The following is a 23,207-nucleotide window of genomic DNA, read 5'->3' as shown; positions in this document are numbered from 1 at the left end:
AAATCCGGCGGGCCGGCAAAGAAGTGATTTCAAGAGGAGAACAGTGGGAACTAACCCCATTAGGGTGGCAATCGTTGGTGTCGGCAACTGTGCGGCGTCACTGGTGCAAGGCGTTCATTACTACCGGGATGCTGACGCGACAGCGTCGATTCCCGGGCTGATGCACGTGGAGTTCGGCAAGTACCACGTCAATGACGTGGAGTTTGTTGCCGCCTTCGACGTCGATGGCAAGAAGGTGGGGCTGGACCTCGCCGACGCCATTGGCGCCAGTGAGAACAACACCATCAAGATCGCCGAGGTACCCTCAACCGGCATCAAGGTGCAGCGTGGTCACACCCTGGACGGCCTGGGCAAGTACTACCGCGAAACCATCGTCGAATCAGATGCCGAGCCCGTTGACGTCGTCGCGGAGCTCAAGGCCAGCCAGGTGGACGTCATGGTCTGCTACCTGCCCGTCGGGTCGGAAGACGCTGCACGGTTCTACGCCCAGTGCGCGATCGACGCGAACGTGGCATTCGTCAACGCACTCCCCGTCTTCATCGCCGGAACCAAGGAGTGGGCAGACAAGTTCACTGCCGCCGGGGTGCCGATTGTCGGAGACGACATCAAGAGCCAGATCGGGGCGACCATCACGCACCGTGTGATGGCGAAGCTGTTCGAAGACCGCGGGGTCACCCTGGACCGCACCTACCAGCTGAACGTCGGCGGCAACATGGACTTCAAGAACATGTTGGAGCGCGACCGGTTGGAGTCCAAGAAGGTGTCAAAGACACAGGCAGTGACATCCAATGTGCAGGCCGACCTCGGTGAGCGCAACGTGCATATCGGCCCGTCCGACTACGTCGCCTGGCTTGATGACCGGAAATGGGCCTTCGTGCGCCTGGAAGGCCGCAACTTCGGTGACGCGCCTGTCTCCCTCGAGTACAAGCTCGAGGTGTGGGACTCACCGAACTCGGCTGGCGTCATCATCGATGCGATCCGCGCGGCGAAGATCGCCCTGGACCGTGGAATCGGTGGACCGCTGCTCTCAGCGTCCAGCTACTTCATGAAGTCCCCGCCGGAGCAGTTCGCCGACGATATCGCCCACGAGAAGGTTGAAGCCTTCATCCGCGGGGAGCTCGACCGCTAGACCGGCAGCACACCACCGCAGCTTTGCAGCGGGACGCGTCTGCGGTAGTGCTTGAAACCGCCCTCACCGGGCGCCTTTCCAGCACCGCCGCGGACGCTTCCGTCATTTAACGGGGGCGCTATCCACAGGTTCATCCACACCGGGGGAAACGCCGTGGACCGCTGCTAGAACAGCCCCACAGCGCCGCCGTCGTCGTCCACGTCCATGCGCATCGCCGCGGGATCCTTGGGGAGTCCCGGCATGGTCATTACCGTGCCGGTCAGCGCGACGATGAAACCGGCCCCGGTCTTGGTGATGAGGTCGCGGACATGCACGGTGAACCCCTTGGGCGCTCCGAGGACCGTGGGGTCATCGGAGAAGGAGTATTGGGTCTTCGCCATGCAGACCGGTAGGTGTCCCCAGCCGTTGGCTTCGATCTCGGCGAGCCGGCGGAGCGCCGGGACGGAGAAATCGACGCCGTCTGCACCGTAGATCTCCTGGACGATCGTGCGGATCTTGTCCTCGACCGGGAGCTCCAGAGGGTACAGATGATGGAAGTCCTGGGGTCGGTCCAATGCGGTGAGGACCTTTGCTGCCAGCTCGTCCCCACCTGACCCGCCGCCACCGGCTCCCCAGACGTCGGCGACGGCCGCTTCGATCCCCTCGCCCGCGCACCAGGACAGCAGCCACTGAAGCTCATCCTCGGTGTCGGTGGTGAACCGGTTGATCGCCACCACCGGTGTGATGCCAAACTTTTCCACGTTGTGTACATGGCGTCGCAGGTTCGCGACCCCCGATTCAAGGGCCGCGGCGTCCGGTTCCCGCAGGTCGGCCTTCGCTACGCCACCGTGCATTTTCAGGGCCCGGATGGTGGCGACGATAACGACGGCGGCGGGCGCGACGTCGGCGTAGCGCGCCTTGATATCCATGAACTTCTCGGCGCCAAGGTCGGCGCCGAAGCCAGCCTCGGTGACCACGATGTCCGCCAACTGCCGGGCCGTGGTGGTAGCGATCACCGAGTTGCAGCCGTGCGCGATGTTGGCGAAGGGGCCTCCGTGCACCAGGGCCGGGGTCCCGGCGATGCTCTGCACCAGGTTGGGCTTGATCGCGTCGCGGAGCAGCAGGGTGAGCGCTCCCTCCACACCGAGGTCTCCCACGGTGACGGGCTGACGGTCGAAGGTGTACCCGAAGGTGATCCGCGCCAGCCGTTTCTTCAGGTCCGCCAGATCCGAGGCCAGACAGAAGACAGCCATAATTTCGGAGGCAACGGTGATGTCGAACCCATCCTGGCGGGGGGTGCCCTGGGTCGGCCCACCCAGCCCGATCACCACCTCCCGCAGCGCCCGGTCATTCATGTCCAGGACACGTTTGAAAGTGATCCGGCGGGGGTCAATGTTCAGCTGGTTGCCCTGGTAGATGTGATTGTCCACCAACGCCATGAGGGCGTTGTTCGCTGAGGTCACCGCATGGAAATCGCCGGTGAAGTGCAGGTTGATGTCCTCCATCGGCAGTACCTGGGAGTACCCGCCGCCCGTCGCACCACCCTTCATCCCAAGAATCGGTCCGAGCGATGGCTCTCGCAGGGCAATCATCACGCTGCGTCCGGATCGCGCCAGGGAATCCGCCAGACCTACGGTGCAGGTCGATTTTCCCTCACCGGCCGGGGTAGGGCTCATGGCACTGACCAACACGACCTTGCCCGGTTCCTTCCCCGGGATAGCTCGCAATTTGTGGGTGTCGATCTTGGCCTTGTACCGCCCGTAGTGGACAAGTGCTTCCGCTGGGATACCTGCTCCGGCGGCAATGTCGTCGATGGGTTGGATGGCAGCATTGCGGGCGATGTCCAGGTCACTCGCTGGGGTGGGCAAAGACTTCATTGTCGACGTATCCTCTGGGCTCGTGGCGCGGGGATGGGGGTCCGGCGTGTACCCGGGGGGTCGGGGTACAGCGTCAAATCTACCAGCGGTCCACCCGTGCTCAGCGGAGCCCGGCCCGCTCCAACAGGTACTGGATCATCGGTTCATAGAGTCCGGGACACACGTTGTCGTCGAGGGGGACGGCAACGGCCAGCTGACCCTCCGCCTCCGAAACGAACAGGCCGGGGTCGTTGCAGTCGGCGAAGCCCAGGGCAGGGACGCCGGCGCTGGCAGCGAATCCCGCCCAGCCGTGGTCGGCCACCACCAGGTCGGGGGCAGGCTCCCCTGTCGCTGCCAGCAACTCGAAGCTGAGCTGCATGGGATCCGGGGAGTGGGTGTGCATCAGCGAACCGTGCTGGTGCCAGACCAGCACCCCGAAGAGCTGTCGGATGTCGCCTGCCTTGAAGTGTTGTCCCTCGGGCACCTCAACGACTGTGGCGCCCGCCGCGCGCGCCGCGGCGGCCAGGGCAGCGTGGACCGGAAGGAGGCCCGCGGGGTGGCCGGTGGCGAAGAGGATCCGCTGTCCCGCCGCGACCGCCGCACCGAAGACCGCGGCAAATCGATCCAGGGCGGCGACACACTTGGCCGAGTCGATCGTGTCCTGCCCCGACAGGTGGGAACGGTCAGGGTTGATGCCCACCCGTTCGTGCATCAGGTCGAACACCTCATCAACGGTCCACTCGCGCGTGGTGCGGACCCCGAACCCCAGGTGCTCGCTGCCCTCAAGAAACAGCTGCATGTGGCGGAGGTTATCCCGGCGGTCGGTGGTGACCGCTCCGGTGATCAGGACAGAGTCGAGGTAGGCGGCCAGTTCGGTGGAGTTCACGCTTCCATCCTAGGTGAGGCCTGCGGGCGTCACCGGGTAGGTCGGCGGGCTGCGGCTTCCTGGAAGCGTTCGACGGCGGTGCGGTAGCTTTGCGCGGTTAGGAGGGCCGTGCGCTGCCAACCAAAGGCCAGCGCGTGGATGGCCGCGCCCCGGCCCAGCGACGCGCGGGTGCCGGCGTCGTCGTACATGGACTCCAATGCTGCCGACCAGAGCTCCGGCGTATGCCCGTTCACCAGGATACCGGTGCGTCCGTCGCTGATGGCCTGGGGTAGCCCACCGACATTTGCGGCGAGTACCGGGGTGCCGCATGCCTGAGCCTCGAGCGCCACCAGACCGAAGGACTCGCTGAAGGACGGCATGGCCACGAGGTCTGCTGCGCGGAACCAGTGCGCCAGCTGGTTGGCCTGCACCGGCGGGTAGAGCTGGACCCGGCCCTGCAGGCCGGCGTCGTCGATGAGAGGCTGCAACCGCAATGCCTCCGCGCCGCTACCGGAGCCAAGAATGCTCAGCTGCAGGGGGATGTCCGGGCGGCGGGCTGCCAGGTCGGCGGCCGCGGCGACCAACACCTGGGGACCCTTCAATTTCTGGATCCGTCCGGCGAAAACCACATGGAACGCCTCGGGTGGGAAGTTCAGGCTGGCCCGGGACTCTTGCCGGGAATCGGGATTGAAGGTTTCCAGGTCCACGCCGGGGGCGACGATGTCCACCCTTTCGGGGACGGCGCCGTACAGGGACTCGAGTTCGGCGGCCTCGGTGGTGGTATTGGCAATGAGCCGGGATGCGCCGTCGACGATTGCCTGTTCCCCGAGCACCCGAACGTCCGGCTCGGGTGTACCACCGGAGTGCAGCCGAATATTCTTGACCCGCGCCATGGTGTGCATTGAATGGACCAGCGGAAGGTTCAGGCTGGCTCCGACTTTCAGGCCTACGCTCCCGGACACCCAGTAGTGGGAGTGGATTACATCGAAGTGACCGTCAGCCAGGAGATCGGTGACCTCAGCGATAGCGTCGGTGAACGATTCAGAGAGGCCCGGCAACTGTTCCTTGGGCACTTTGCGCTGGGGGCCAGCCCGAAGGTGCCTGACCATGACTCCGGGAGCCAATTCCTCGGAGTGTGGCTGGCCTTCGGCGGCCGCGCGGGTGAAAATCTCGACGTCAATGCCGACGCGGGCGAGTTCAAGGGCCAGGGACCTGACGTACACGTTCATCCCACCGGCGTCACCTGCCCCTGGTTGATCCAGCGGGGAGGTGTGCAGAGACAGCATTGCGACGCGTTTCACTGGCGGCATGAGGTCTCCTCTCGCCTGGTTGCCCCCTGGAGCTGCAGGGCGCTTGCATCGGCGGACAGGTAGCCGCCGCTATTGACCATATAACGCGCCGTACTGGCTGCACATTCCGGGTACGGCCCGCTGTCCCGAATTGTCATTCTCCGGTTAAAGGCGCGAAGCCCGCGCTGGGAAGCGCGGGCTTCACTCTCGGTGGGACTAATGACGTGCATCAGGTCCTCCTTCGCGGTCGTTGAAAAGCCAGGAAACCATCCTTCAGCAGCGTGGATGAACCAGTTACTTGATGTGCATGGTGTGCTGCGGTAGGACAAAACGGGAAATTGATTCCCTGGCCGAGTCGGGAGGCGCGGTGGGTATTCGCTTCCACAGGGAAACACTGTCCCTGAGCTTCTTCAACATGATCTGCACCTCCTCCCGGTGGGCATAGTTGGGCATCACGGTTGCTGGCGTGGCGAGCGCCTCCTGCTCCGGATCATCAGTGGAGGTAAGGCTGCCGGCCATGATGAATTCGCCATGTCGACGGGTGTCGACGGTCTGGGGGCTTCCAGGGCCCGGCAAGACGGGTGAGGTGATGGGCAACAAGGTAGGCACAGGGATCTCCTGGGTTTGAGGGGTCACGGAAGAGTCCTTTGACGAGGACGGCACGCAAAAGGGCGCACGCTTGGAGGCGGAAGTCGCCTGAGCAAAGGGTGGCGCCAGAAGAAACGCCCCGAAAAATTCGGGGGCGGGAAGTCGGCAGCTAGTTAGTGCGCAGCAACGACGGAGGCCGGACTGGTGTACGCGGTAAATGTTCGGCGTAGTTTGTTATTCACAGTTCCCACCTCCCTTTCGTGTAGTGCGCCAATAGAAACAGTGCCCGAATTCATCAAACGACCAGCAAATCTGCTGATCGGATTGAGAACTCCCAATGGCACATCCCAAAGCTACCCCACGCTGCGCACTACCGGCTAGCCTTTTCGGCCACGAATAATAAAAAATTTGCCTGGTGCCGAACTTCCCGTCGGTCTTTCCCACTTCAGCGGCTCCCCAACACAACGGGTTACGCTGAGTAAACCTGCGACTGCAGGCAACGGGAACTGTGGAATGGGGAAGCGGTCGTGGAGCGGCTTCGTGAGCTTGATGGGCTTCGTGCGTTTGCCCTTCTCGGCATCCTTGCCGTAAATATCTGGTTCTTCGCTGACCCGTGGACCTTCTCCGGCAGGATCAGTCCCGATCACTCCTCGGCGACGGATGTCGGAGTACGCTTCGTTGCGACGACGTTGTTCGAGGGGAAGTTCTACATCCTGTTTTCGTTCCTCTTCGGCTACAGCTTCCACCTCCAGGAGCGGGCCGCTTACCGGGCGAACGTATCTCCGGTACCCCGCACGCTGCGTCGGCTGACCGGCCTCGCGATCCTCGGCCTCGCGCACGGGATGCTGCTGTACTTCGGCGACATACTGCTCACCTACGCTGTCATCGGGCTGATCCTGCTCGGACTCCGGAGCATTGGCCAGCGTGCCGCAGTCCTCGCCGCGGTGGGTATCACCGCGGCCATGGGGACCCTGCTCATCGTGGTCGGAGTTATTGTTGCCGCCGTCAATGCCCCGTTTGAGGAGGGCGTGCTACCCGCACCTGACGTGGCAGCCTTGACCGCTGGGCCAGGCGCGGCGGTGGCAGCGAACCTTGAGAGCTACCTGGTGGTCCTGCCGTCGGTGCTCTTCTTCCAGGGCCCGCTTGCCCTCTCGATGTTCCTGCTGGGCATGGCCGCCGCACGCGGCGGTGTGCTGGAGCGGCGCGTGGAGAGCTCAGTGCTCCGCCGCACCGCGATCATCTGCCTCCCCATTGGCTTGCTCGCGGCGGGAAGCCAGGCCTACCTGCTGTACTACGCGGACCGGGACCGCTTCTCAGTGCTTGCAACCGGGCTGACCACCCTCACTGCTCCTCTACAAACCGCCGGCTATGTATGCCTGGTCCTGCTGTTGTTCCGCTCACGGCTTGGCGGGACTGTCCTCAAAATGCTCGCTCCCACGGGTCGCATGGCGCTGACAAACTATGTCGGGCAGTCGCTCGTCCTGGCGTTGCTCTTCACCGGGCTCGGACTGGGCCTGACCAACGCCCTCCCGCCCGCATCGGTGCTGGGGGTCGTCGTCGCCCTGTTCGCTGCCCAGCTGGTCCTGAGTAGGCTCTGGCTGTCGAGGTTCAACGCTGGCCCTCTGGAGGCGCTGCTGCGCAGTGTCACCTATGGACGGCGGCACCGGAAGCCCGCCGGGTAACTGATTTGGGTCGTCAAAGATTCCAGTGCACGATCGCGGGCGTCCGTTTGTCCCAGCCGAGCGCGCAGACCGCTGCGGTGCCCAGCACAAACCTGCGCCCTTCGGCTGGACTCATCTCCAGCCAGCGCGCGGCGACCACCCGCAGGAAGTGCCCGTGGGCAACCAGCAACACGTTACGTGCCGGTGACGCCGAAGGGTCCTGATCGGCGGGCGTGCCGCAGCCGGCCTGCACCAGGGAGACCACCCGGTCGGCTCGACCGGCTACCTGGGCAAGGCTTTCACCGTTGGGCACCCCGTCGTTCCAGATCAGGTATCCGGGGTTCTCAGCGCGGACCAGGGAGCTGCTGCGGCCCTCGTTGTCGCCGTAATCCCATTCGTGCGCATAGGGCAGGATCTGGGGATTGTTGTAGCCCGCCAGGTGCGCGGTCCGCACCGCCCGCTGCAACGGGGATGAAAACACGGCGTCAAACTGAATTCCTGCGAGGTGCCGGGCCGACTCCACGGCCTGTCGTTCCCCGTTGGCAGTCAACGGGAGGTCGGTGAGTCCGGTGTAGTTTCCGTCCCTCGACCACTCGGTCTCGCCGTGCCGGAGTAACCACAGGTGCGGCAGCGGAGTGCCGGCTGGCGTCAGGTCGGGTGAGGCAGCGCCGGACAGGCTCATGGGGTCACCGACTCGGGTTGCGTTTCCCACCAGGCGCGAAGCTTCATCTCCGCTTCGTGAGGCGACTGCGGGCCGTGTTCCATTCGTTCTTCTAGAAGGAACCGGTAGGCCCTGCCCACCACGGGCCCAGGTGTGATTTCCAGCAGCTCCATAATCTGCGCCCCGTCCAGGTCAGGCCGGATAGATTCCAGCTCTTCCTGTTCGGCAAGAGCTGCGATCCGGGCCTCAAGATCATCGTAGGCGAAGGCCAGGCGTTCCGCCTTGCGCTGGTTGCGGGTGGTGACGTCAGAACGGGTCAACCGATGTAGGCGCTCCAGCAGGCCTCCCGCGTCGTTGACGTATCGGCGGACCGCGGAGTCCGACCACCCGGCTTCCCCATAGCCGTAGAACCGCATATGCAACTCCACCAGCCGTGAAACCGCCTTGATTGAATCATTGTCGAACCGCAGTGCCTTCATCCGCTTCGCGGTGAGCTTCGATCCGACCATGTCGTGGTGCCGAAAACTCACCGCCCCGGACGGCTCAAATTTGCGGGTGGCGGGCTTGCCGACGTCGTGCATGAGCGCTGCGAAGCGCAGCACGAAGTCCGGGCCGGGGACTGGCCCTTCCGCCCCGGTTTCGAGCCGGCAGGCCTGCTCCAGCACGGTCAGGGAATGTTGATAGACATCCTTGTGCCGGTGGTGCTCATCGATTTCCAGCCGCAACGCCGACACCTCCGGCAGCACAAAGTCCGCCAGGCCGGTCTCCACCATCAGGTCGATGCCTCGCTGCGGCGCGTCACCAATAATGAGCTTCGTCAGCTCGTCCCGTACCCGTTCAGCAGAAATAATGGTGATCCGGCTGGCCATTGCCGCCATGGCGTCGGAGACCTCGCTGGAAACGGTGATACCCAGCTGGGATGCGAAGCGTGCGGCCCGCATCATCCGAAGCGGGTCATCCGAGAACGACGACGACGGCGCCCCGGGGGTGCGCAACACCCCCGCCCGTAGGTCCCTGACACCGCCATACGGATCGACGAGTTCCAGCGAAGGCAAGCGCAGCGCCATGGCGTTGATCGTGAAATCCCGGCGGAGCAGGTCATCCTCAAGGGTGTCGCCGAAGGCCACTACCGGCTTGCGTGAGGCAGGGTCGTAGGCCTCCGCCCGGTACGTGGTCACCTCGATCATGAAGCCGCCCTTGCGGAGCCCGATGGTGCCGAAGTCCCGGCCAATCTCCCAGTACGAATCCGCCCACCGACGAATCACGTCCAGCGTCTGGTCCGGGGTGGCATTGGAAGTGAAATCGAGGTCCGGGGAAGTCCTGCCCAGGAAGAGGTCGCGTACCGGGCCGCCGACCAGCGACAGTTCATGTCCCGCGGCGGCAAACAGCTGTCCCAATTCGGTAACGACCGGTGGGAGGGGGGCGGTAAGGGTTGAGTTGTCCAGCAGGTGCACCATAGTGCTTTAAGGGTGCCAGATGACACGGAAAATTCCACTATGGGGATCTGGGGTGACCAGCAGTGACGACACGCGGGAACGGGCCCAAAAGGAGGGCAGTGGCCGTGGATCGTCATCGGCCGGAGGGAAAGATCGTTAGAGTGGACTGCATGGACCGTCCTGTTCCGAGCGCACCAAAGCGGACCCCGTTGACAGTGTCAATGGGCAGTGCTGGCGCGCCACAGGTCCACCAGTCTCTCCCCACCGTCGAGGAGGTTTCTGCGGGCGGAATCGTGGTTGACACCTCCGACGAGCACCTGAACGTCGCGATCATCGCCCGGCTGAACCGAGGGGGTCGCCTTGAATGGTGCCTCCCCAAGGGACATCCCGAGGGCAGGGAGAACAACTCGGAGGCAGCGGTTCGGGAAATCGAAGAGGAAACCGGCATCCAGGGCCGGATCCTCAAGGCCCTCGGAAGCATCGACTACTGGTTTACGGTCAGCGGCCATCGCGTCCACAAGACCGTCCACCATTACCTCCTCGTTGCCACGGGTGGCAGGCTGACCATCGAGAACGACCCCGATCATGAGGCAGTAGACGTTGCCTGGGTACCGCTGGCCGACCTGGGCAAGAAGCTTTCCTTCCCCAATGAGCGCCGTATCGCTGACCTCGCCCGGGAAGTCCTGCCGGACTACCTCTGACCGAAGCCTCAACGGTCACCGCAGCCGGGGTGACTACGGTTGGCAACAACGGGAATTCGCCACGGCGGTGAGTGACGCCGCAATTATCTACACCGTCTCAGTGGTGAGACTATAGACAACGATGTCGGACTCAAATACAGCCTCCCTTCCCGTCCAGGATTCTGGGATCTTGCCCAGCCGCACGGATCAACCCGCCGACCCTGCAACACGGACCTCAGACACCGCTGACCGTCCCGCACCCGTCGGCGCCCCGGACACCACGGCGCGCTCCAGCGCGATCATGGCTGCGGGCACCCTGGTATCGCGGGTGCTCGGCCTTGTCCGGGTGGCTTTGCTCGCGACGGCGCTCGGGGCCTCCGGTGGGGTGGTTGACGCGTTTTCGATCGCCAACGGCCTCCCGAACTTTATCTATCTGATGGTGGCTGGCGGCGTCTTCAACGCCGTCCTGGTGCCGCAGATCATCAGGGCCACCAGCAACCCGGATCGGGGAGCCGACTTCATCAGTCGTCTGATCACCCTCGCGTTCATTGTGCTGTTGGTCCTGACGGTGTTGGTGACGCTGGCGGCGCCACTGATCGCCAACCTGGTCACTGACTTTTCCGGTGAGCGACTCGCGCTGACAACCGTCTTTGCCTACTGGTGTCTCCCCCAGATCTTCTTTTACGGACTGTACGCAATCATCGGTCAGGTCCTAAACGCCAACGGGTCCTTCGGCCCGTACATGTGGGCCCCGGTCGCAAATAACATCGTCTCGATTGCCGCCTTGGTGGCGTTTATCGTGCTGATGGGCTCCCAGCTGGAAAGCACCCACACCCCTGAGTCGTGGACGTCCTCCCAGACGCTGCTGCTGGCGGGTGGAACCACCCTGGGCATCGTCATCCAGGCGCTAGTCCTGTTCTGGCCCCTGAAGAAACTTGGCCTCGGCCTGAAACCTACCTTCGGCTGGCGTGGAGTGGGGCTGGGCCGTACCGGCAAGCTGGCCTCCATCACCATCATCACCATGCTGGTGGGCAACGGACTGTACCTGGTCAACATCCGGGTGGCATCGATCGCTGCCGAGGCCCGCCCGGACTACCTGGCCCGCGTTCCACCCCAGCAGATCGCCGGCCCGTTCAACCTGGACATAGGCACCCTCGTCTACGTCCTGCCGCACTCGGTGATCGCCCTGTCGATCGCCACCGTCATGTTCAACCAGCTGGCAGCCGCCCACAGCAACAACGACCTCGCCCTGATCAAGGAAACCCTCTCCCGCGGTCTGCGCATCATGGGGGTGGCAACCGTCTTCGGTGCCTCAGTGCTCCTGGCTCTGGCGATACCCCTGGGCATGCTGTTCTCGGGCGGGATCCGCCCGGACGGTGCCCTGAATGCGCTGCTGATCTCCCTACTCGCGATTGGCGCACCGTTCCTGAGCGCCAATTTCTTCCTGAACCGCGTGTTCTATGCAGCCGAGGACGCGGTCACGCCGCTGCGCATCCAGCTCATTCTCTCCGTCGTCGGCGTCGGGCTGGCCCTCCTTTCCGGAACGTTGTCACCCGAGTACATCGTTCCCGCCCTGGCTGCGAGCTTCACCCTGGGCAACGTGATTGCCGTCGTCGTCAGTCACATGTTCCTCGTCCGCAAGATCGGCTCCTACGGTGCCGGGCACGTCTATGACATCCACGTGCGGCTGACTCTTGCCGGAATCGTCGCTGCCGCCGGGGGGTCGGCTGGGTTGTGGCTCTTTGGCGGCTACGAGCTGGACGGGTTCGTCTGGCAGTCAGCGCCAGCCGCGTTGATCGTTCTCGCCGTCTGCGGGACCCTCATGGCCGCAATCTACCTGCTCATGCTCAAGGTGCTTCACATCGAGGAATTGAAGGACTTCCTGGGTCCACTGCTGGCCAGGTTTCGCCGTACCCAATGAACCCAGCCCCGGCGTACCCGCGGATTACCGGGGTATCAACGGTGCTGACCGGTAGCATTGGGAGGAATCATCAGCACTTCATCGTCGTGCCGGCCGGGAGATCCTGACCAGCGCCTATAATCCAGCCATTCCGCGGGAGGAACACGTGCCACAACCAGTAGACGTCGGTTCAGTATTGGGAGGCCGCTACAAGGTCACCGCCTACGTACTGGCTTCTGCTGACCGGGATCTGGTGCTGGACGGCATGGACCAGGTCCTGAACCGGCCCGTCAGCATCCTGGTGGCTTCGCCTTCCAACGCGGACCAGATCGCCGCCACAGCGCGGGAAGTGGCCACCGGTGAACGCGCGGGCAACATCCAGGTCCTGGACCTCGGCGTTACGGACGAGAGCACCTACCTTGTAACCAACCGGGCGGCAGCAGCCGACCTCCTGGATCTGGTGGTGCCGCAGGACGAGGCCGTACCCAGTGAGGACGAACCATTCATTGAACCGTTCTTCACTGACACTCTCGGGTCCGAGATTTTCGGGGGTCCCCGGTCCACCGAGCCTGAAACGTACGACGACGACGACGATTACCTGTACGACGACGAAGAACCCCGTGCCCCCCGTAAATCCCGCCTTCCGAAAGCCCGTCTCCCCAAGTTCGGCAGGAATTCGGCAGCCACAGACGCTACGGCTGTAGCAGGGGGCGCAGCGGTTGCAGGCGCAAGCGATGCGGGACAGCCGCAATCCACCCCGCCCTCTTCCGGGCCTAAGGTGCCACCTCCTCCCTCGTCGGCGCCCCAGGTTACCGATCCGGGCAGGGCGACAGGTCAGGGTCAGCCAAAGGTTTCACTGTGGGAAGACGGCGACTACGAGTCCGATGATGACGTGGCAAGCGAAGCCCCGGGCCGTTCTGCATCCCACTTCCCGGCAGCGGCGGCCACGGCCGGCGCGGGCTCGGGCTCCGGAGACAACAACGACGACCTTGACGATGACGACGACGATCGCGGGAACAATCCCAAGTACACCCGGGTACTGGTGGGTGTGGTGTTGGCCATCATTCTGGTTACGGTGGTGGCTCTGGCTGCCAACCAGCTAACCGGCAACTTTGGCACTGATCCGGCGGCAGGTCCTGGGACCAGCACCACGCAGGCAGAGGAAGAGCCAACCGAAGAGGGAACTGCGACCCCCACCGAGGAAAGTGAGGAGACCGCCGAACCAACTGTTGAACCGGTCGCCCCAGTACCCACGGCTGTGACCCGTCTGGTCCCCGATAACGCAGAGCTGAACGCGGAAAGCGATGCGGACCTCCCGCAGATCATTGACGGCAACCCCGGAAGTTTCTGGGGCAGTCTTGTCTTCGCTAACGAGACATTCGGTGGCCTGGCGCAGAACATGGCGCTGGTTGTCGAACTCGAAGAGGAATCCACGATCAATCAGATCCAAATTGAACAGCTGAACGGGTCTGGCGGTAGTTTCACCGTGCTTTTGAATGACGAACCAACGCTCGAGGGCGCTGACCAGATTGCCCAAAGCTCATTCACTGGACCCACCATTAACATACCGGTTCCTCCCGGAGCCGATGGCGAACCAGCCACAGCCCAGTACATCATCGTCAACCTCACCCAGTTGCCGCGCCTGACGAATGTGCAGGCGGTCTTCCCCTGGGGCGTACGCATCGCTGAGATCAGCGCTTCCTGACCCTTCCTCCTGAGTTGACCGAAGCGGACCCGTAACGGAATAAGCTGGTCCTTGAGGCGGTTCTTATCAATAACCGCCTCGTCGAGCCCCCGGCTTCCGTGGTGGTGTCAACAAAGGAAGGTTCATTTAACCCGTGAGTACTCATACCGGCGTGTCCGGAACTACCAGCAGCGACACACAGAAGATTCACGACGTCATCATCGTCGGCTCTGGCCCAGCAGGCTATACCGCTGCGGTCTACACCGCCAGGGCCAATCTGGCCCCATTGATGATTGCCAGTTCGGTGAAGGCCGGCGGTGAATTGATGAACACCACCGATGTAGAGAATTATCCAGGGTTCCCTGAGGGGGTCATGGGTCCTGACCTGATGGAGCAGTTCGAAAAACAGGCTGTTCGTTTTGGTACGGAAATTCTTTTTGAGGACGTGACTAAACTCGACTTATCCGGCAACGTCAAGCAGGTCACGATCGGCACCGGAGAGACCTATCTCGCCCGTTCCATCATCGTCTCAACCGGTTCCGAGTACCGCGAGTTGGGCCTGGAAGATGAAAAGCGGCTATCCGGCCATGGCGTAAGTTGGTGCGCCACGTGCGACGGGTTCTTCTTCAAGGACCAGGATATTGCGGTGATCGGCGGTGGGGACTCAGCGATGGAGGAAGCTCTCTTCCTCACCAAGTTTGCCCGCTCGGTGACTGTTGTTCACCGTCGCGATACCCTCCGGGCTTCCAAGATCATGCAGGACCGTGCCCTGACCCACGAGAAGATCCGGTTCATCTGGAACTCCGAGGTAGTAGGGATTGACGGAGACTCTAAGGTCACAGGGCTCCGGCTCGCCAGCACCGTTGACGACTCCAGCCAACAGCTGCCTGTCACCGGAGTATTTGTTGCCATTGGCAACGACCCTCGGGTGGATCTGGTCAAGGACCTTTTGGACCTCACGTCGGAAGGCACCATTGCCGTTCAGGGACGTACGTCGAAGACATCCATCCCAGGCGTATTCGCGGCCGGAGATGTCATCGACCCGACCTACCGTCAGGCAATAACCGCGTCAGGGTCCGGCTGCGTGGCCGCCATCGATGTGGAGCATTACCTTGCTGATCTTGGTGACTCGGTCGACACCGCTGCCGAAGTGCCCACCCCACCTGCTGAGCACGTATCCGAAAACCCCGCCTGACCGGCAACACCCAAGGAGAAGAACTATGACCGCCAGAGAAGTAACTGATGCATCGTTTGAAGCCGACGTCCTGAAGTCAACCAAGCCCGTGTTGGTGGATTTCTGGGCTGAATGGTGTGGTCCCTGCCGCAAACTTTCGCCTATTCTCGACGAAATTGCTGGAGAACACGCGGAAAAGGTTGACGTTGTGAAACTGAACGTTGATGACAACCCGGCAACCGCTGCCAAATATGGAATCACCTCCATTCCGGCGGTCTATGTCTTCAAGGATGGCGTGGTAGCCGCGCAATCAATCGGCGCCAAGCCCAAGGCTGTTCTCGAGCAAGAATTCGAAGCCTTTATCAAATAGGGCACCTTCTGGGCCAGATTCAAAGGAGCCGTCACACCGCGAGGGGTGGCGGCTCCTTTCGCTTAAAGCGGGCGCCGTAGAGCAGGACGCCGTTACCAGGAATGGTCAACCTTCGTGCAGCGCGGGCAAGAAGCCCCCCCATATCCCGTGGCCACCCAACCCCTGGACTCCCGACAAGCCACGGCCCAACTCTGGATTCATCCCACCACCACCGAGCTCCGGTCCAGACTCCTGGCGGGCGCTAACCGGGTACGAGCTCGCAGACGCAGACATCGTCACCCACACCATCGATCGAAACTCCCAATCCACAGGTCTACATCGGTTTCACGTGAAACACGCGTGGCGAAGCCATGTAGGCCAGCAATTTCACACACCGGGATTGTTCCTATGGCGTCCATCGATAATCACGGGCATATTGGACAGGATCAGATCAAGTCCCAGGATCAGAGTTGCTTCTAGTACACGGATACCTTTGTATGCTTCAGAATGGTGGCTCCAAGAGCTATCGGACAGCAGCACCTTAGTCGGTCATGAAACTAACCCTGAATCTTGTAGGTCCGAATGCGACCTATGAAAAAGACCGTGAATAGTGACTCGGACGGAGCGGCGGGTATCCCTTATTGAGGCTCGAGGCTGTCCGAACGCATGGGGACCACAGCGGAGCCCGGTGTCACCGGTAGGGTAGTAATCGGAGGCAGGGCGATGTGTCTTCATAGATTGCGTCATCTGCCGTTCCCCGGCCTTCATTCCTCACTCAATGTATCAACGATGGGCGATCAGACGGGTCCGTTTCACGTGACACAGGACCATCCCACAGCTGGCTAAGGGGGACGGTCCCTAGTCGAAACTTCCGAAGGCTCCCGCGGGAGACCGGATACCGAAAGGAATCATCAAGCATGATGGTCCACCCAGGTGATAAGAATGCTGGCTCAAGCACGTTCCATTTGTCCGGTAAGGCGAGGGTACCTAACTAATGTCGCTGGTGATCTAGCCGCAGGGGACGCTAGATTCACAGTAGGTCTCATTAGCCATACAAGCGGCGCCTCCAGTGCACTATGGTTCCACGTGAAACCATAGCTTCGATCTTGAAGGGGTTCCGGCCCGCCCGTCGCGGCCCTCACGACAGGTTCTACGGCGGCAACGCCTCGAGCTTCGAAACAGTTGATGCTACCCTCAACCCAATATTCCCATTTCTGCAAATCAGGCTGACTAGGACCTGCTCATCTTAAGTGAGCTGGTGCCGCTCCGTTTCACGTGAAACACAGCTAGATGGGATCCGGGTCGGTCCGGGCCGCTTTCCAGACATTCTGGAAGTTTTGGCCTCGAGAACTTGCCCGCGTGTCACGTGAGACAAATCCGCAGGGGGCAACATATAGAAACGAAAAATGTCATTACGGCAGATGAAGCTACGTGCGAACTAGGACTCTTTGTTTCACGTGAAACGCACCGATATAGGACCACTACGCTGGAACGACAGGCGTCACCTCGTCCCGCCAGACGACGTACCGGACTCGGGCTCGATCTTCTCACGTCTACACGCCAATCTTGGGCCAGTACGCTGAGATATCGCCTGAAGCACTTCTCATGAACGACCTATCGGACTGATAACCTCTAGAATCGCGAGAATCGGGCCGCCTTAGAGCCGGCTATCACTCTGTCAGCAGACCAAGGGAACCGCCTAGGCAACGGGATCGGGATGGACGAGCAAAATGCGCCTGGTACTGCTGGTCGAGATACCGCGCACGCGAGTCGCTTCAGCCGTTCGACCTAGTGAACATATCTCCTATGCCTGGAGGTGACGAGCGGATTCCAGCTGAAACCCATAATGAGACTGTTTCACGTGAAACGTCGCCAACTACTATGGAGTCTGGTTGGTTCCCAGGACGCCCATGATTCGGTTCAGATCATCGACACTGGCGAACTCAATGCTGACCTTACCCTTGCGTGCCCCAAGGGTGATCTTCACATTGGTGTCCAATCGGTCGGACAGGCTGGTTGCGAGGTAGTCCAGGCGTTCATGCCGAGCGCCAGCGCGTGGACTGGATGGCTTAACTGGTCTCCTGAGGCCATCATTCATCGACACCAATTCCTCGGTGGTGCGTACCGAAAGCCCTTCCGCCACGATCTTCTGTGCCAGCTTCTCCATCTCCACCTGATCACTTAGGCCCAGCAAGGCCCTGGCGTGACCCGCCGAGATAATGCCAGCCGCGAGTCGACGCTGGACGAGAGGCGGAAGTTTCATCAGCCGCAAGGTGTTAGAAATCTGAGGTCGAGATCTTCCTATACGTTCTGCCAACTCGTCATGAGAACAGCCGAAGTCATCCAGCAACTGTTGATAGGCCGCCGCTTCCTCAAGCGGATTCAGTTGACTTCGATGTAAGTTCTCCAGGAGGGCATCCCTCAGAAGATCATCGTCCGTGGTCGATCGGATGATCGCGGGGACAGCCGCCAATCCAGCTTCTCGAGTCGCTCGCCACCGCCTTTCGCCCATCACCAATTCGTATGGCTGGTCCCCACCTTCAGTGGAAGGACGGACAACAATGGGCTGCAGGACGCCGATTTCACGGATGGAGTTAACCAACTCGGCCATCTCGTCTTCGTCGAAGACGCTTCGAGGCTGCTTCCGGTTTGCATGGATGAGATCGATCTGGATCTCGGCGAAGGTCGCCCCCGGCACAGTCATCAGATCCGGGGCGCTTACCGATGCCGCTGTTTCACGTGAAACCTCGTTCTCGGTAGGGCTCACATCTGCAGCAGGTTCGGTATCTGCCGTCTCGTCTCCGACGGTATTCGCAGCCGCAGCCGCATTCTCGTCGGGGAGACGGGAATCGGAGACCGGCGCGACTTCATCGTTCTTGAAATTGTGCTCAGGCTCCTGGCGCTCTGCTGTAGCTGAAGCGCCCCCGTCCTTGCTTGCGGTCAGAGGCTTCCCGGCCATCTTGTCACGGCCCGCGGTGGCGCCGGTCCTCTTTGAAGAGCCGCGTTTCGTCTCACGTGTGGGGGCTCTCAGCGCTTCTTTGTTGATCCCGGAGCCTGTCCGGGCTGTGGTTCCACCGGAGGTATCGCGATCCTCGGCCCTGGCACCTCGTTCGGGCGCCGCAGGAAAGAACATGTCGGCTGGTCGCCCACTCCGGGGAGTGGGGGATTCCGATGTCTCAACGGGTTCACTTGCAGGAGCGCTAGGAATGAGCGCCCCGAGGCCTCGGCCTAATCCGCGTCGCTTCTCAACCATGAGCCGGTCCCTTCAGATGCGCAGAATCAATCTGCAAAGTATGTTTATTGATCTGATGATACTGCCGTTAATCGCTGTTATGGGCGAGGAGTACTAGCCGCGTTCAGCGATTTCAGACGCAGCTTCAAGATAGGAAAGTGCTCCGCTGGACGAGGGGTCATAGGTCATGACTGTCTGTTGGTAGCTGGGCGCTTCCGAGATCCTCACCGAACGTGGGACTACCGCTTTGAGGACCTGTTTAGGGAAGTGTTCCCGAACCTCTGATGCTACCTGAGCGGCAAGATTTGTTCTGCCGTCATACATAGTCAGAAGAATGGTCGAGACCACAAGCTCCGCATTGAGGTGCTTCTGGATCATTTCGATATTCTTCAACAGCTGACTCAGCCCTTCCAGCGCGTAATACTCGCACTGAATTGGGATGAGAACCTCTTGAGCGGCAACAAACGCATTGACGGTGAGTAGGCCCAGACTGGGTGGACAATCGATAAAGATGTAGTCGAGACGTTCCTCGCCCTGCTCCGCACGCTCCCGCGCATAGACGTCAATTGCCCGACGGAGTCTCTGTTCCCTGGCTACCAGTGACACCAGCTCGATCTCTGCGCCGGCCAGGTGGATCGTGGCGGGGGCACACAGGAGGTTCGAAACGTCGGGACACTGGGCCACCACTTGTCCCAGCGGAAGGTCATCTATCAATACGTCGTAGATGCTATCAACTTCAGCATGGTGCGGGACGCCGAGGGCGGTGGATGCGTTGCCTTGCGGGTCAATGTCAATGACCAGCACGTTCAGCCCTGCAGCGGCTAGGGCAGCAGCAATATTGACCGTCGTCGTCGTCTTTCCGACTCCACCCTTTTGGTTGCTGACCGTAAATACCCTGGTGGCCCGTGGTCGCGGCAGGTTCCTTCCACTCAACTTTTCCCGGCGTCGGTTCTCGTTGGCCAGTTCCCTGGCCAACGGTGTGCTGTCGTCTATCGCATCCATGATGTTCCTTTGTGGTGCATTTGACGAACCTGAGCGTTCGGTCCCATTCTTCTGAACGGCCGCGGTCTCTGCATCTGTTTCACGTGAAACATCATGGGCTTTCAACGGATCAACAACCGCTTCCGGTTGAATATTGCTCTGGCCTTCAGCAAGAGCAAATCCGTCAGCAATGAGCGGTTGCGGCCGCTTGGTAGCGTCTTTCGGGGTCACGCGGGATAACTCACTTTCACCATGCCGGGGTCCGGTCCTACTTCTAGAGTAGCCGGTGGGTGACGGCTAACCAGCCCTCGGATAGCCTGTGCTTCGGAAGATTCGCGGGAGGGAGCGCAGGACTACCCGACCAGGATCCGTACAACAGTGGTCGGCTGTTCAAGAAGTTCGGCTCCAACCTGTTGCACGGAGACTTCCCTGCCCCCAAGTTTACGGATGAGCTTGCGTGACTTAGCCACTTCATCGGGCGCACTTTGACCTTTGATGGCCAGGAGCTCGCCCTTCCCCTCGAGAATCGGAATGGTCATCGCTGCCAGCCCACCGAGTGCGGACACCGCCCGTGCGGTGACCACTGTTGCCTTCACCGTACCGACAGCCTCCTCCGCGCGCCCCCTAAACACCTCCACGTTGGGCAACTCCAGGTCAGTGATTACCTCACGAAGCCAAATCACGCGGCGTTCAAGCGGCTCAATAAGAGTCAACGATAAGTCCGGGCGCGCGATCGCAAGGGCGATGCCCGGCAGTCCGGCGCCACTGCCGACGTCGGCAACCGTAGCTTCAGAGGGGAACAACTCTGCTGTAACCGCGCAGTTGAGCACATGCCGGCTCCACAATCGTGGTACTTCCCTGGGACCCAGGAGTCCCCGTTCAATTCCACTTGTTGCAAGGTGCTCAACATAGCGTTCCGCCAAGTCGAATCGGGTCCCGAAGAGTGTGTGGGCGGCCCTGAGGTCGGACTCGCTAATCTCAGCCATAACTAGATATCCACTCCAAACCGTCAGGAGTCCGCAGGCGAGACGACGATGTGCCGGCCGGAGCCCTCACCCTCCGACTCACTGATGGACCCGAGTTCGGCCACCACATCATGCACAATTTTCCGCTCGTAAGCTGACATGGGCTCGAGCGCGACCTCGTCGCCGGTTTCCTTGGTCTTCTTCACCGCATCGGCAGCGATATCTCGGAGTTCCTTACCCCGAACCTCACGGAAGCCATCGATGTCCAATACGAGGCGGGACCGGTTGTCAGTCGAGGTGAGGACGGACAGCCGGGCTAGCTCCTGCAGCGCCTCAAGCACTTCACCATCCTGACCCACCAACCCATTCAAAGACCCGCTCGAAGGGTCCTCGGACACAATCGAAATGTAGGTGCGTCCGTTCCTGACCTCAATATCGATGTCCCCATCGATATCAGCGATGTCGAGGAGCTCCTCCAGGTAGTCGGCTGCGACATCGCCCTCATCCTCGAGACGACTCACTGTCGCCGAGGACTCGCCGTCCTGTGCCGGGTCCTGTGCTGCACTATCGATCGATTCCTCGGCGCCAGCTGCGGGAACATTCTCTGCTGTCATTTTTTCTTCCTGTTCTTACGCTGCGGCTGGGTGCGCTGACCTTTGGTCTCGATAACCTCTTCGACGACTGGCTCGGATTTCTTCTCGCCGAGTAGGGGCATCATTGGGAGACCCTTCTTCGCGCGACGCTCGGCCAGCGCCTTTGCTGCTGGCGAACCAGGAGTAGGCATGCGGCGAATCACGTAGAACTGCTGGGCCATCGTCCAGATGTTCGTCGTGGTCCAGTAGATCAGAACGCCAATGGGGAAGTTGATGCCGCCGATACCGAAGACCAGCGGGAGGATATAGAGCATCAGCTTCTGCTGCCGCATGAAGGGGCTCTGCATAGCCTCCTCCGACATGTTCTTGGCCATGATCTGCTTCTGAGTGATGAACTGAGACGCCGTCATCGCCAGAATCATGATCACAGACAGAATAATCACGCTGACGTTCGCGTTCTCGCCGAAGCTCCCCAGGAAGGTAGAGGACAGCGGCGCCCCAAAAATGGTCGCGTCGTCGAACTGACGGACCTCCTGCGTGGTCATTGCACCGATAGTCTCACCGGTCTCGGATGCCCGGGAAACACCATTGAGCACAGTGAAGAGGGCAAAGAAGAACGGCATCTGAATCAGGATCGGCAGGCAGGCCGCGAACGGGTTGGTGCCGTGCTTCTTGTACAGCGCCATCTGCTCCTGGGTCATAGCCTGGCGCGAAAGCTGATCGGTTTTGCCCTTGTACTTTTTCTGCAGCTTCCGCAGGTCAGGCTGCAGCGCCTGCATCCCTCGCTGGGCTTTGATCTGCTTGACAAATACCGGGATCAAGGCCGCACGGATCACCACCACGAGGCCGACGATCGAGAGAGTCCAGGTCCAGCCGGACGCCCCGTCCATCCCCAGGAAGGTGAACCCGTCGTGGAAGAACGTCATGATCCATGACACCAGCCACTGGAACGGGAAAAGGATGGTACCGAAGAAATCCATAGCTATTTGCTCCTCAGGCCGCCGAGCGGCTTTCGTCATCAGCGGGAATCACAGGATGATTCAGCACAACAATTTGGGGTACTTTGCCCGCGGGAAACGTCCGTCCGCCAGCGGGAACATGATCCACGCCGCCGTCATTCCAGGGGTGGCATCGGCAAATCCGTCGCACAGCCAGACCGCTGCCCTTGATGGCACCATGCACAGTGACAGCTTCCAGGGCATAGGCCGAGCAGGAAGGGAAGAATCTGCAGACAGGTCCATACAAAGGGGAGATGACCGTTCGATACAGCTTCAGAAGTCCGATCACGGAGTTGGCCGGGAGGTCACGAAACTGGGAAACAGGAGAGTCGGCAGTGCTCATGTGCTGCCTCTCTTCCTGCTGGACGCTGAGTTGAATGCCCGGTCGAAGTCGCTGGCGAGCTGACTCCAGGTTGCATCAGCGGCAGGCGGCAACGCGCGGACCACTACGGCCAGTCCACTGGGATGCCGAGAGATGGCTGACGCCGCCATTTGTCTTAGTCTCCTCTTAACGAGGTTTCGTGTCACTGCGTTCCCCACGGCCTTTGAGACGATGAACCCGAACCTACTGGGATCCGTCTCAGGCGTGGTTACCGCGTATAACACCAAGTTCCGGCGCCCAGATCGGGAGCCGGAACGTACGGTATGGGTGAAGTCGGTTGCTGTCCGGACCCTGTTGATACGAGCCAACATTTAGAGACTCCGGAACAACTGGGTTGCTAGGACGTGTTGCGCCGCTGAACAGACCCGCGTCTTCGTCAAACTAGCTATGGCAGCTTATGCCGACAGCTCGGTGCGGCCTTTGCCACGGCGTGCTGAAAGGATGGCTCGGCCAGCGCGGGTGCGCATCCGAAGGCGAAAGCCGTGCTTCTTAGCCCGGCGGCGGTTATTCGGCTGAAAGGTCCGCTTGCTCACTGTATTTACTCCAAGACAATCTGAGGATGCGTCCAGTCCATTGCTACAAGGGGGAAGAACAGACTGGCGTTTCGATGTGTGTTGTCTGCGGGTGGAGCAGGGGCCGCGCATGTCGGCTCAGGGAACCGGTGTGCAGGCATGCAAAATGCAGACATATAGGACTACATAACGTTAGGCGACCGCGACCACACCAGTCAAACTGGGTGGCTCGGCTCCCGCAAGGTGACCCTGTGGTGTTTCTTTATGCACAATCTGTGGACAACTCTACCTAC

General features: G+C 61.2%; 21 protein-coding genes. 7 read left to right on the top strand and 14 right to left on the bottom strand.

Features of this window, described 5'->3' with window-relative positions; all coding sequences use genetic code 11:
• Positions 1 to 43: 43 nt before the first annotated feature.
• A complete protein-coding gene (locus tag H4V95_RS00240; protein WP_209728070.1) occupies positions 44 to 1,129 on the top strand; it encodes an inositol-3-phosphate synthase in 1,086 nt (361 codons plus the stop codon).
• A 164-nt stretch (positions 1,130 to 1,293) separates the two neighbouring features.
• Here the strand turns inward: H4V95_RS00240 and H4V95_RS00235 are convergent, their stop codons facing one another.
• From H4V95_RS00235 to H4V95_RS00220, 4 genes are all read right to left on the bottom strand, one after another.
• Complete coding sequence (locus tag H4V95_RS00235; RefSeq protein WP_209728068.1) at positions 1,294 to 2,985, bottom strand: formate--tetrahydrofolate ligase; 1,692 nt, start codon at positions 2,983 to 2,985, stop codon at positions 1,294 to 1,296.
• A 100-nt stretch (positions 2,986 to 3,085) separates the two neighbouring features.
• Complete coding sequence (locus tag H4V95_RS00230; protein ID WP_196867374.1) at positions 3,086 to 3,850, bottom strand: phosphatase; 765 nt, start codon at positions 3,848 to 3,850, stop codon at positions 3,086 to 3,088.
• Between the two features lie 29 nt (positions 3,851 to 3,879).
• Positions 3,880 to 5,139 carry a D-inositol-3-phosphate glycosyltransferase gene (mshA, locus tag H4V95_RS00225; RefSeq protein ID WP_196867373.1) on the bottom strand — a complete coding sequence of 420 codons (1,260 nt, stop codon included), beginning with the start codon at positions 5,137 to 5,139 and terminating at the stop codon, positions 3,880 to 3,882.
• A 273-nt stretch (positions 5,140 to 5,412) separates the two neighbouring features.
• Entirely contained in the window at positions 5,413 to 5,727 is a 315-nt protein-coding gene (locus tag H4V95_RS00220) for a hypothetical protein (protein WP_209728066.1), read from the bottom strand.
• 506 nt (positions 5,728 to 6,233) lie between these two features.
• On the opposite strand from H4V95_RS00220, the gene H4V95_RS18695 reads away from it, so the two are divergent.
• Positions 6,234 to 7,388 (top strand): DUF418 domain-containing protein, encoded by a 1,155-nt coding sequence (locus tag H4V95_RS18695; RefSeq protein ID WP_209728064.1) that lies wholly within the window; start codon positions 6,234 to 6,236, stop codon positions 7,386 to 7,388.
• Between the two features lie 13 nt (positions 7,389 to 7,401).
• On the opposite strand, the gene H4V95_RS00210 is transcribed toward H4V95_RS18695, so the two are convergent.
• Positions 7,402 to 8,049: a histidine phosphatase family protein gene (locus H4V95_RS00210; RefSeq protein ID WP_196867370.1), complete on the bottom strand. Its 648-nt coding sequence runs from the start codon at positions 8,047 to 8,049 to the stop codon at positions 7,402 to 7,404.
• Entirely contained in the window at positions 8,046 to 9,485 is a 1,440-nt protein-coding gene (locus H4V95_RS00205; protein ID WP_209728062.1) for a CCA tRNA nucleotidyltransferase, read from the bottom strand. Before H4V95_RS00205 ends, H4V95_RS00210 begins: the two co-directional genes overlap by 4 nt.
• Positions 9,486 to 9,634: 149 nt before the next feature.
• Between H4V95_RS00205 and H4V95_RS00200 the strand changes: the two genes are divergently transcribed.
• The 5 genes from H4V95_RS00200 (at position 9,635) to trxA (ending at position 15,272) form a co-directional block, all read left to right on the top strand.
• Positions 9,635 to 10,165: an NUDIX hydrolase gene (locus H4V95_RS00200; protein WP_171584857.1), complete on the top strand. Its 531-nt coding sequence runs from the start codon at positions 9,635 to 9,637 to the stop codon at positions 10,163 to 10,165.
• Positions 10,166 to 10,334: 169 nt separating this feature from the next.
• Entirely contained in the window at positions 10,335 to 12,065 is a 1,731-nt protein-coding gene (gene murJ / locus H4V95_RS00195; protein ID WP_245345506.1) for a murein biosynthesis integral membrane protein MurJ, read from the top strand.
• Positions 12,066 to 12,210: 145 nt separating this feature from the next.
• The gene (locus H4V95_RS00190; protein ID WP_209728058.1) at positions 12,211 to 13,749 is read left to right on the top strand and encodes an ABC transporter substrate-binding protein; all 1,539 of its coding nucleotides are present in this window, start codon (positions 12,211 to 12,213) and stop codon (positions 13,747 to 13,749) included.
• A 133-nt stretch (positions 13,750 to 13,882) separates the two neighbouring features.
• Positions 13,883 to 14,923, top strand: coding sequence for a thioredoxin-disulfide reductase (gene trxB, locus H4V95_RS00185; RefSeq protein ID WP_209728056.1), 1,041 nt, complete (start codon positions 13,883 to 13,885; stop codon positions 14,921 to 14,923).
• A gap of 25 nt (positions 14,924 to 14,948) precedes the next feature.
• Entirely contained in the window at positions 14,949 to 15,272 is a 324-nt protein-coding gene (gene trxA / locus H4V95_RS00180; protein WP_196867365.1) for a thioredoxin, read from the top strand.
• A gap of 1,858 nt (positions 15,273 to 17,130) precedes the next feature.
• On the opposite strand, the gene H4V95_RS00175 is transcribed toward trxA, so the two are convergent.
• The 8 genes from H4V95_RS00175 to rpmH form a co-directional block, all read right to left on the bottom strand.
• Complete coding sequence (locus tag H4V95_RS00175) at positions 17,131 to 18,504, bottom strand: ParB/RepB/Spo0J family partition protein (RefSeq protein WP_209728055.1); 1,374 nt, start codon at positions 18,502 to 18,504, stop codon at positions 17,131 to 17,133.
• A 93-nt stretch (positions 18,505 to 18,597) separates the two neighbouring features.
• Entirely contained in the window at positions 18,598 to 19,695 is a 1,098-nt protein-coding gene (locus H4V95_RS00170; protein ID WP_312883889.1) for a ParA family protein, read from the bottom strand.
• Positions 19,696 to 19,817: 122 nt separating this feature from the next.
• Positions 19,818 to 20,450 carry a 16S rRNA (guanine(527)-N(7))-methyltransferase RsmG gene (gene rsmG / locus H4V95_RS00165; RefSeq protein WP_209728054.1) on the bottom strand — a complete coding sequence of 211 codons (633 nt, stop codon included), beginning with the start codon at positions 20,448 to 20,450 and terminating at the stop codon, positions 19,818 to 19,820.
• A 23-nt stretch (positions 20,451 to 20,473) separates the two neighbouring features.
• The gene (locus H4V95_RS00160) at positions 20,474 to 21,043 is read right to left on the bottom strand and encodes a R3H domain-containing nucleic acid-binding protein (protein ID WP_209728053.1); all 570 of its coding nucleotides are present in this window, start codon (positions 21,041 to 21,043) and stop codon (positions 20,474 to 20,476) included.
• Positions 21,040 to 22,002 carry a membrane protein insertase YidC gene (yidC, locus tag H4V95_RS00155; RefSeq protein ID WP_171584865.1) on the bottom strand — a complete coding sequence of 321 codons (963 nt, stop codon included), beginning with the start codon at positions 22,000 to 22,002 and terminating at the stop codon, positions 21,040 to 21,042. The genes H4V95_RS00160 and yidC overlap by 4 nt, the downstream gene beginning before the upstream one ends.
• A 13-nt stretch (positions 22,003 to 22,015) precedes the next feature.
• A complete protein-coding gene (gene yidD / locus H4V95_RS00150) occupies positions 22,016 to 22,363 on the bottom strand; it encodes a membrane protein insertion efficiency factor YidD (protein ID WP_196867360.1) in 348 nt (115 codons plus the stop codon).
• Positions 22,360 to 22,713 (bottom strand): ribonuclease P protein component, encoded by a 354-nt coding sequence (rnpA, locus tag H4V95_RS00145; protein WP_196867359.1) that lies wholly within the window; start codon positions 22,711 to 22,713, stop codon positions 22,360 to 22,362. Before rnpA ends, yidD begins: the two co-directional genes overlap by 4 nt.
• A gap of 84 nt (positions 22,714 to 22,797) precedes the next feature.
• Positions 22,798 to 22,935 carry a 50S ribosomal protein L34 gene (gene rpmH, locus H4V95_RS00140; RefSeq protein ID WP_022892375.1) on the bottom strand — a complete coding sequence of 46 codons (138 nt, stop codon included), beginning with the start codon at positions 22,933 to 22,935 and terminating at the stop codon, positions 22,798 to 22,800.
• Between the last annotated feature and the right edge of the window lie 272 nt (positions 22,936 to 23,207).

Source organism: Arthrobacter sp. CAN_C5 (assembly GCF_017875735.1).
Lineage (GTDB): Bacteria > Actinomycetota > Actinomycetes > Actinomycetales > Micrococcaceae > Arthrobacter_D.
Note: the sequence above shows the minus strand (reverse complement) of the source record. Positions and strands in the feature narration are given on the sequence as shown.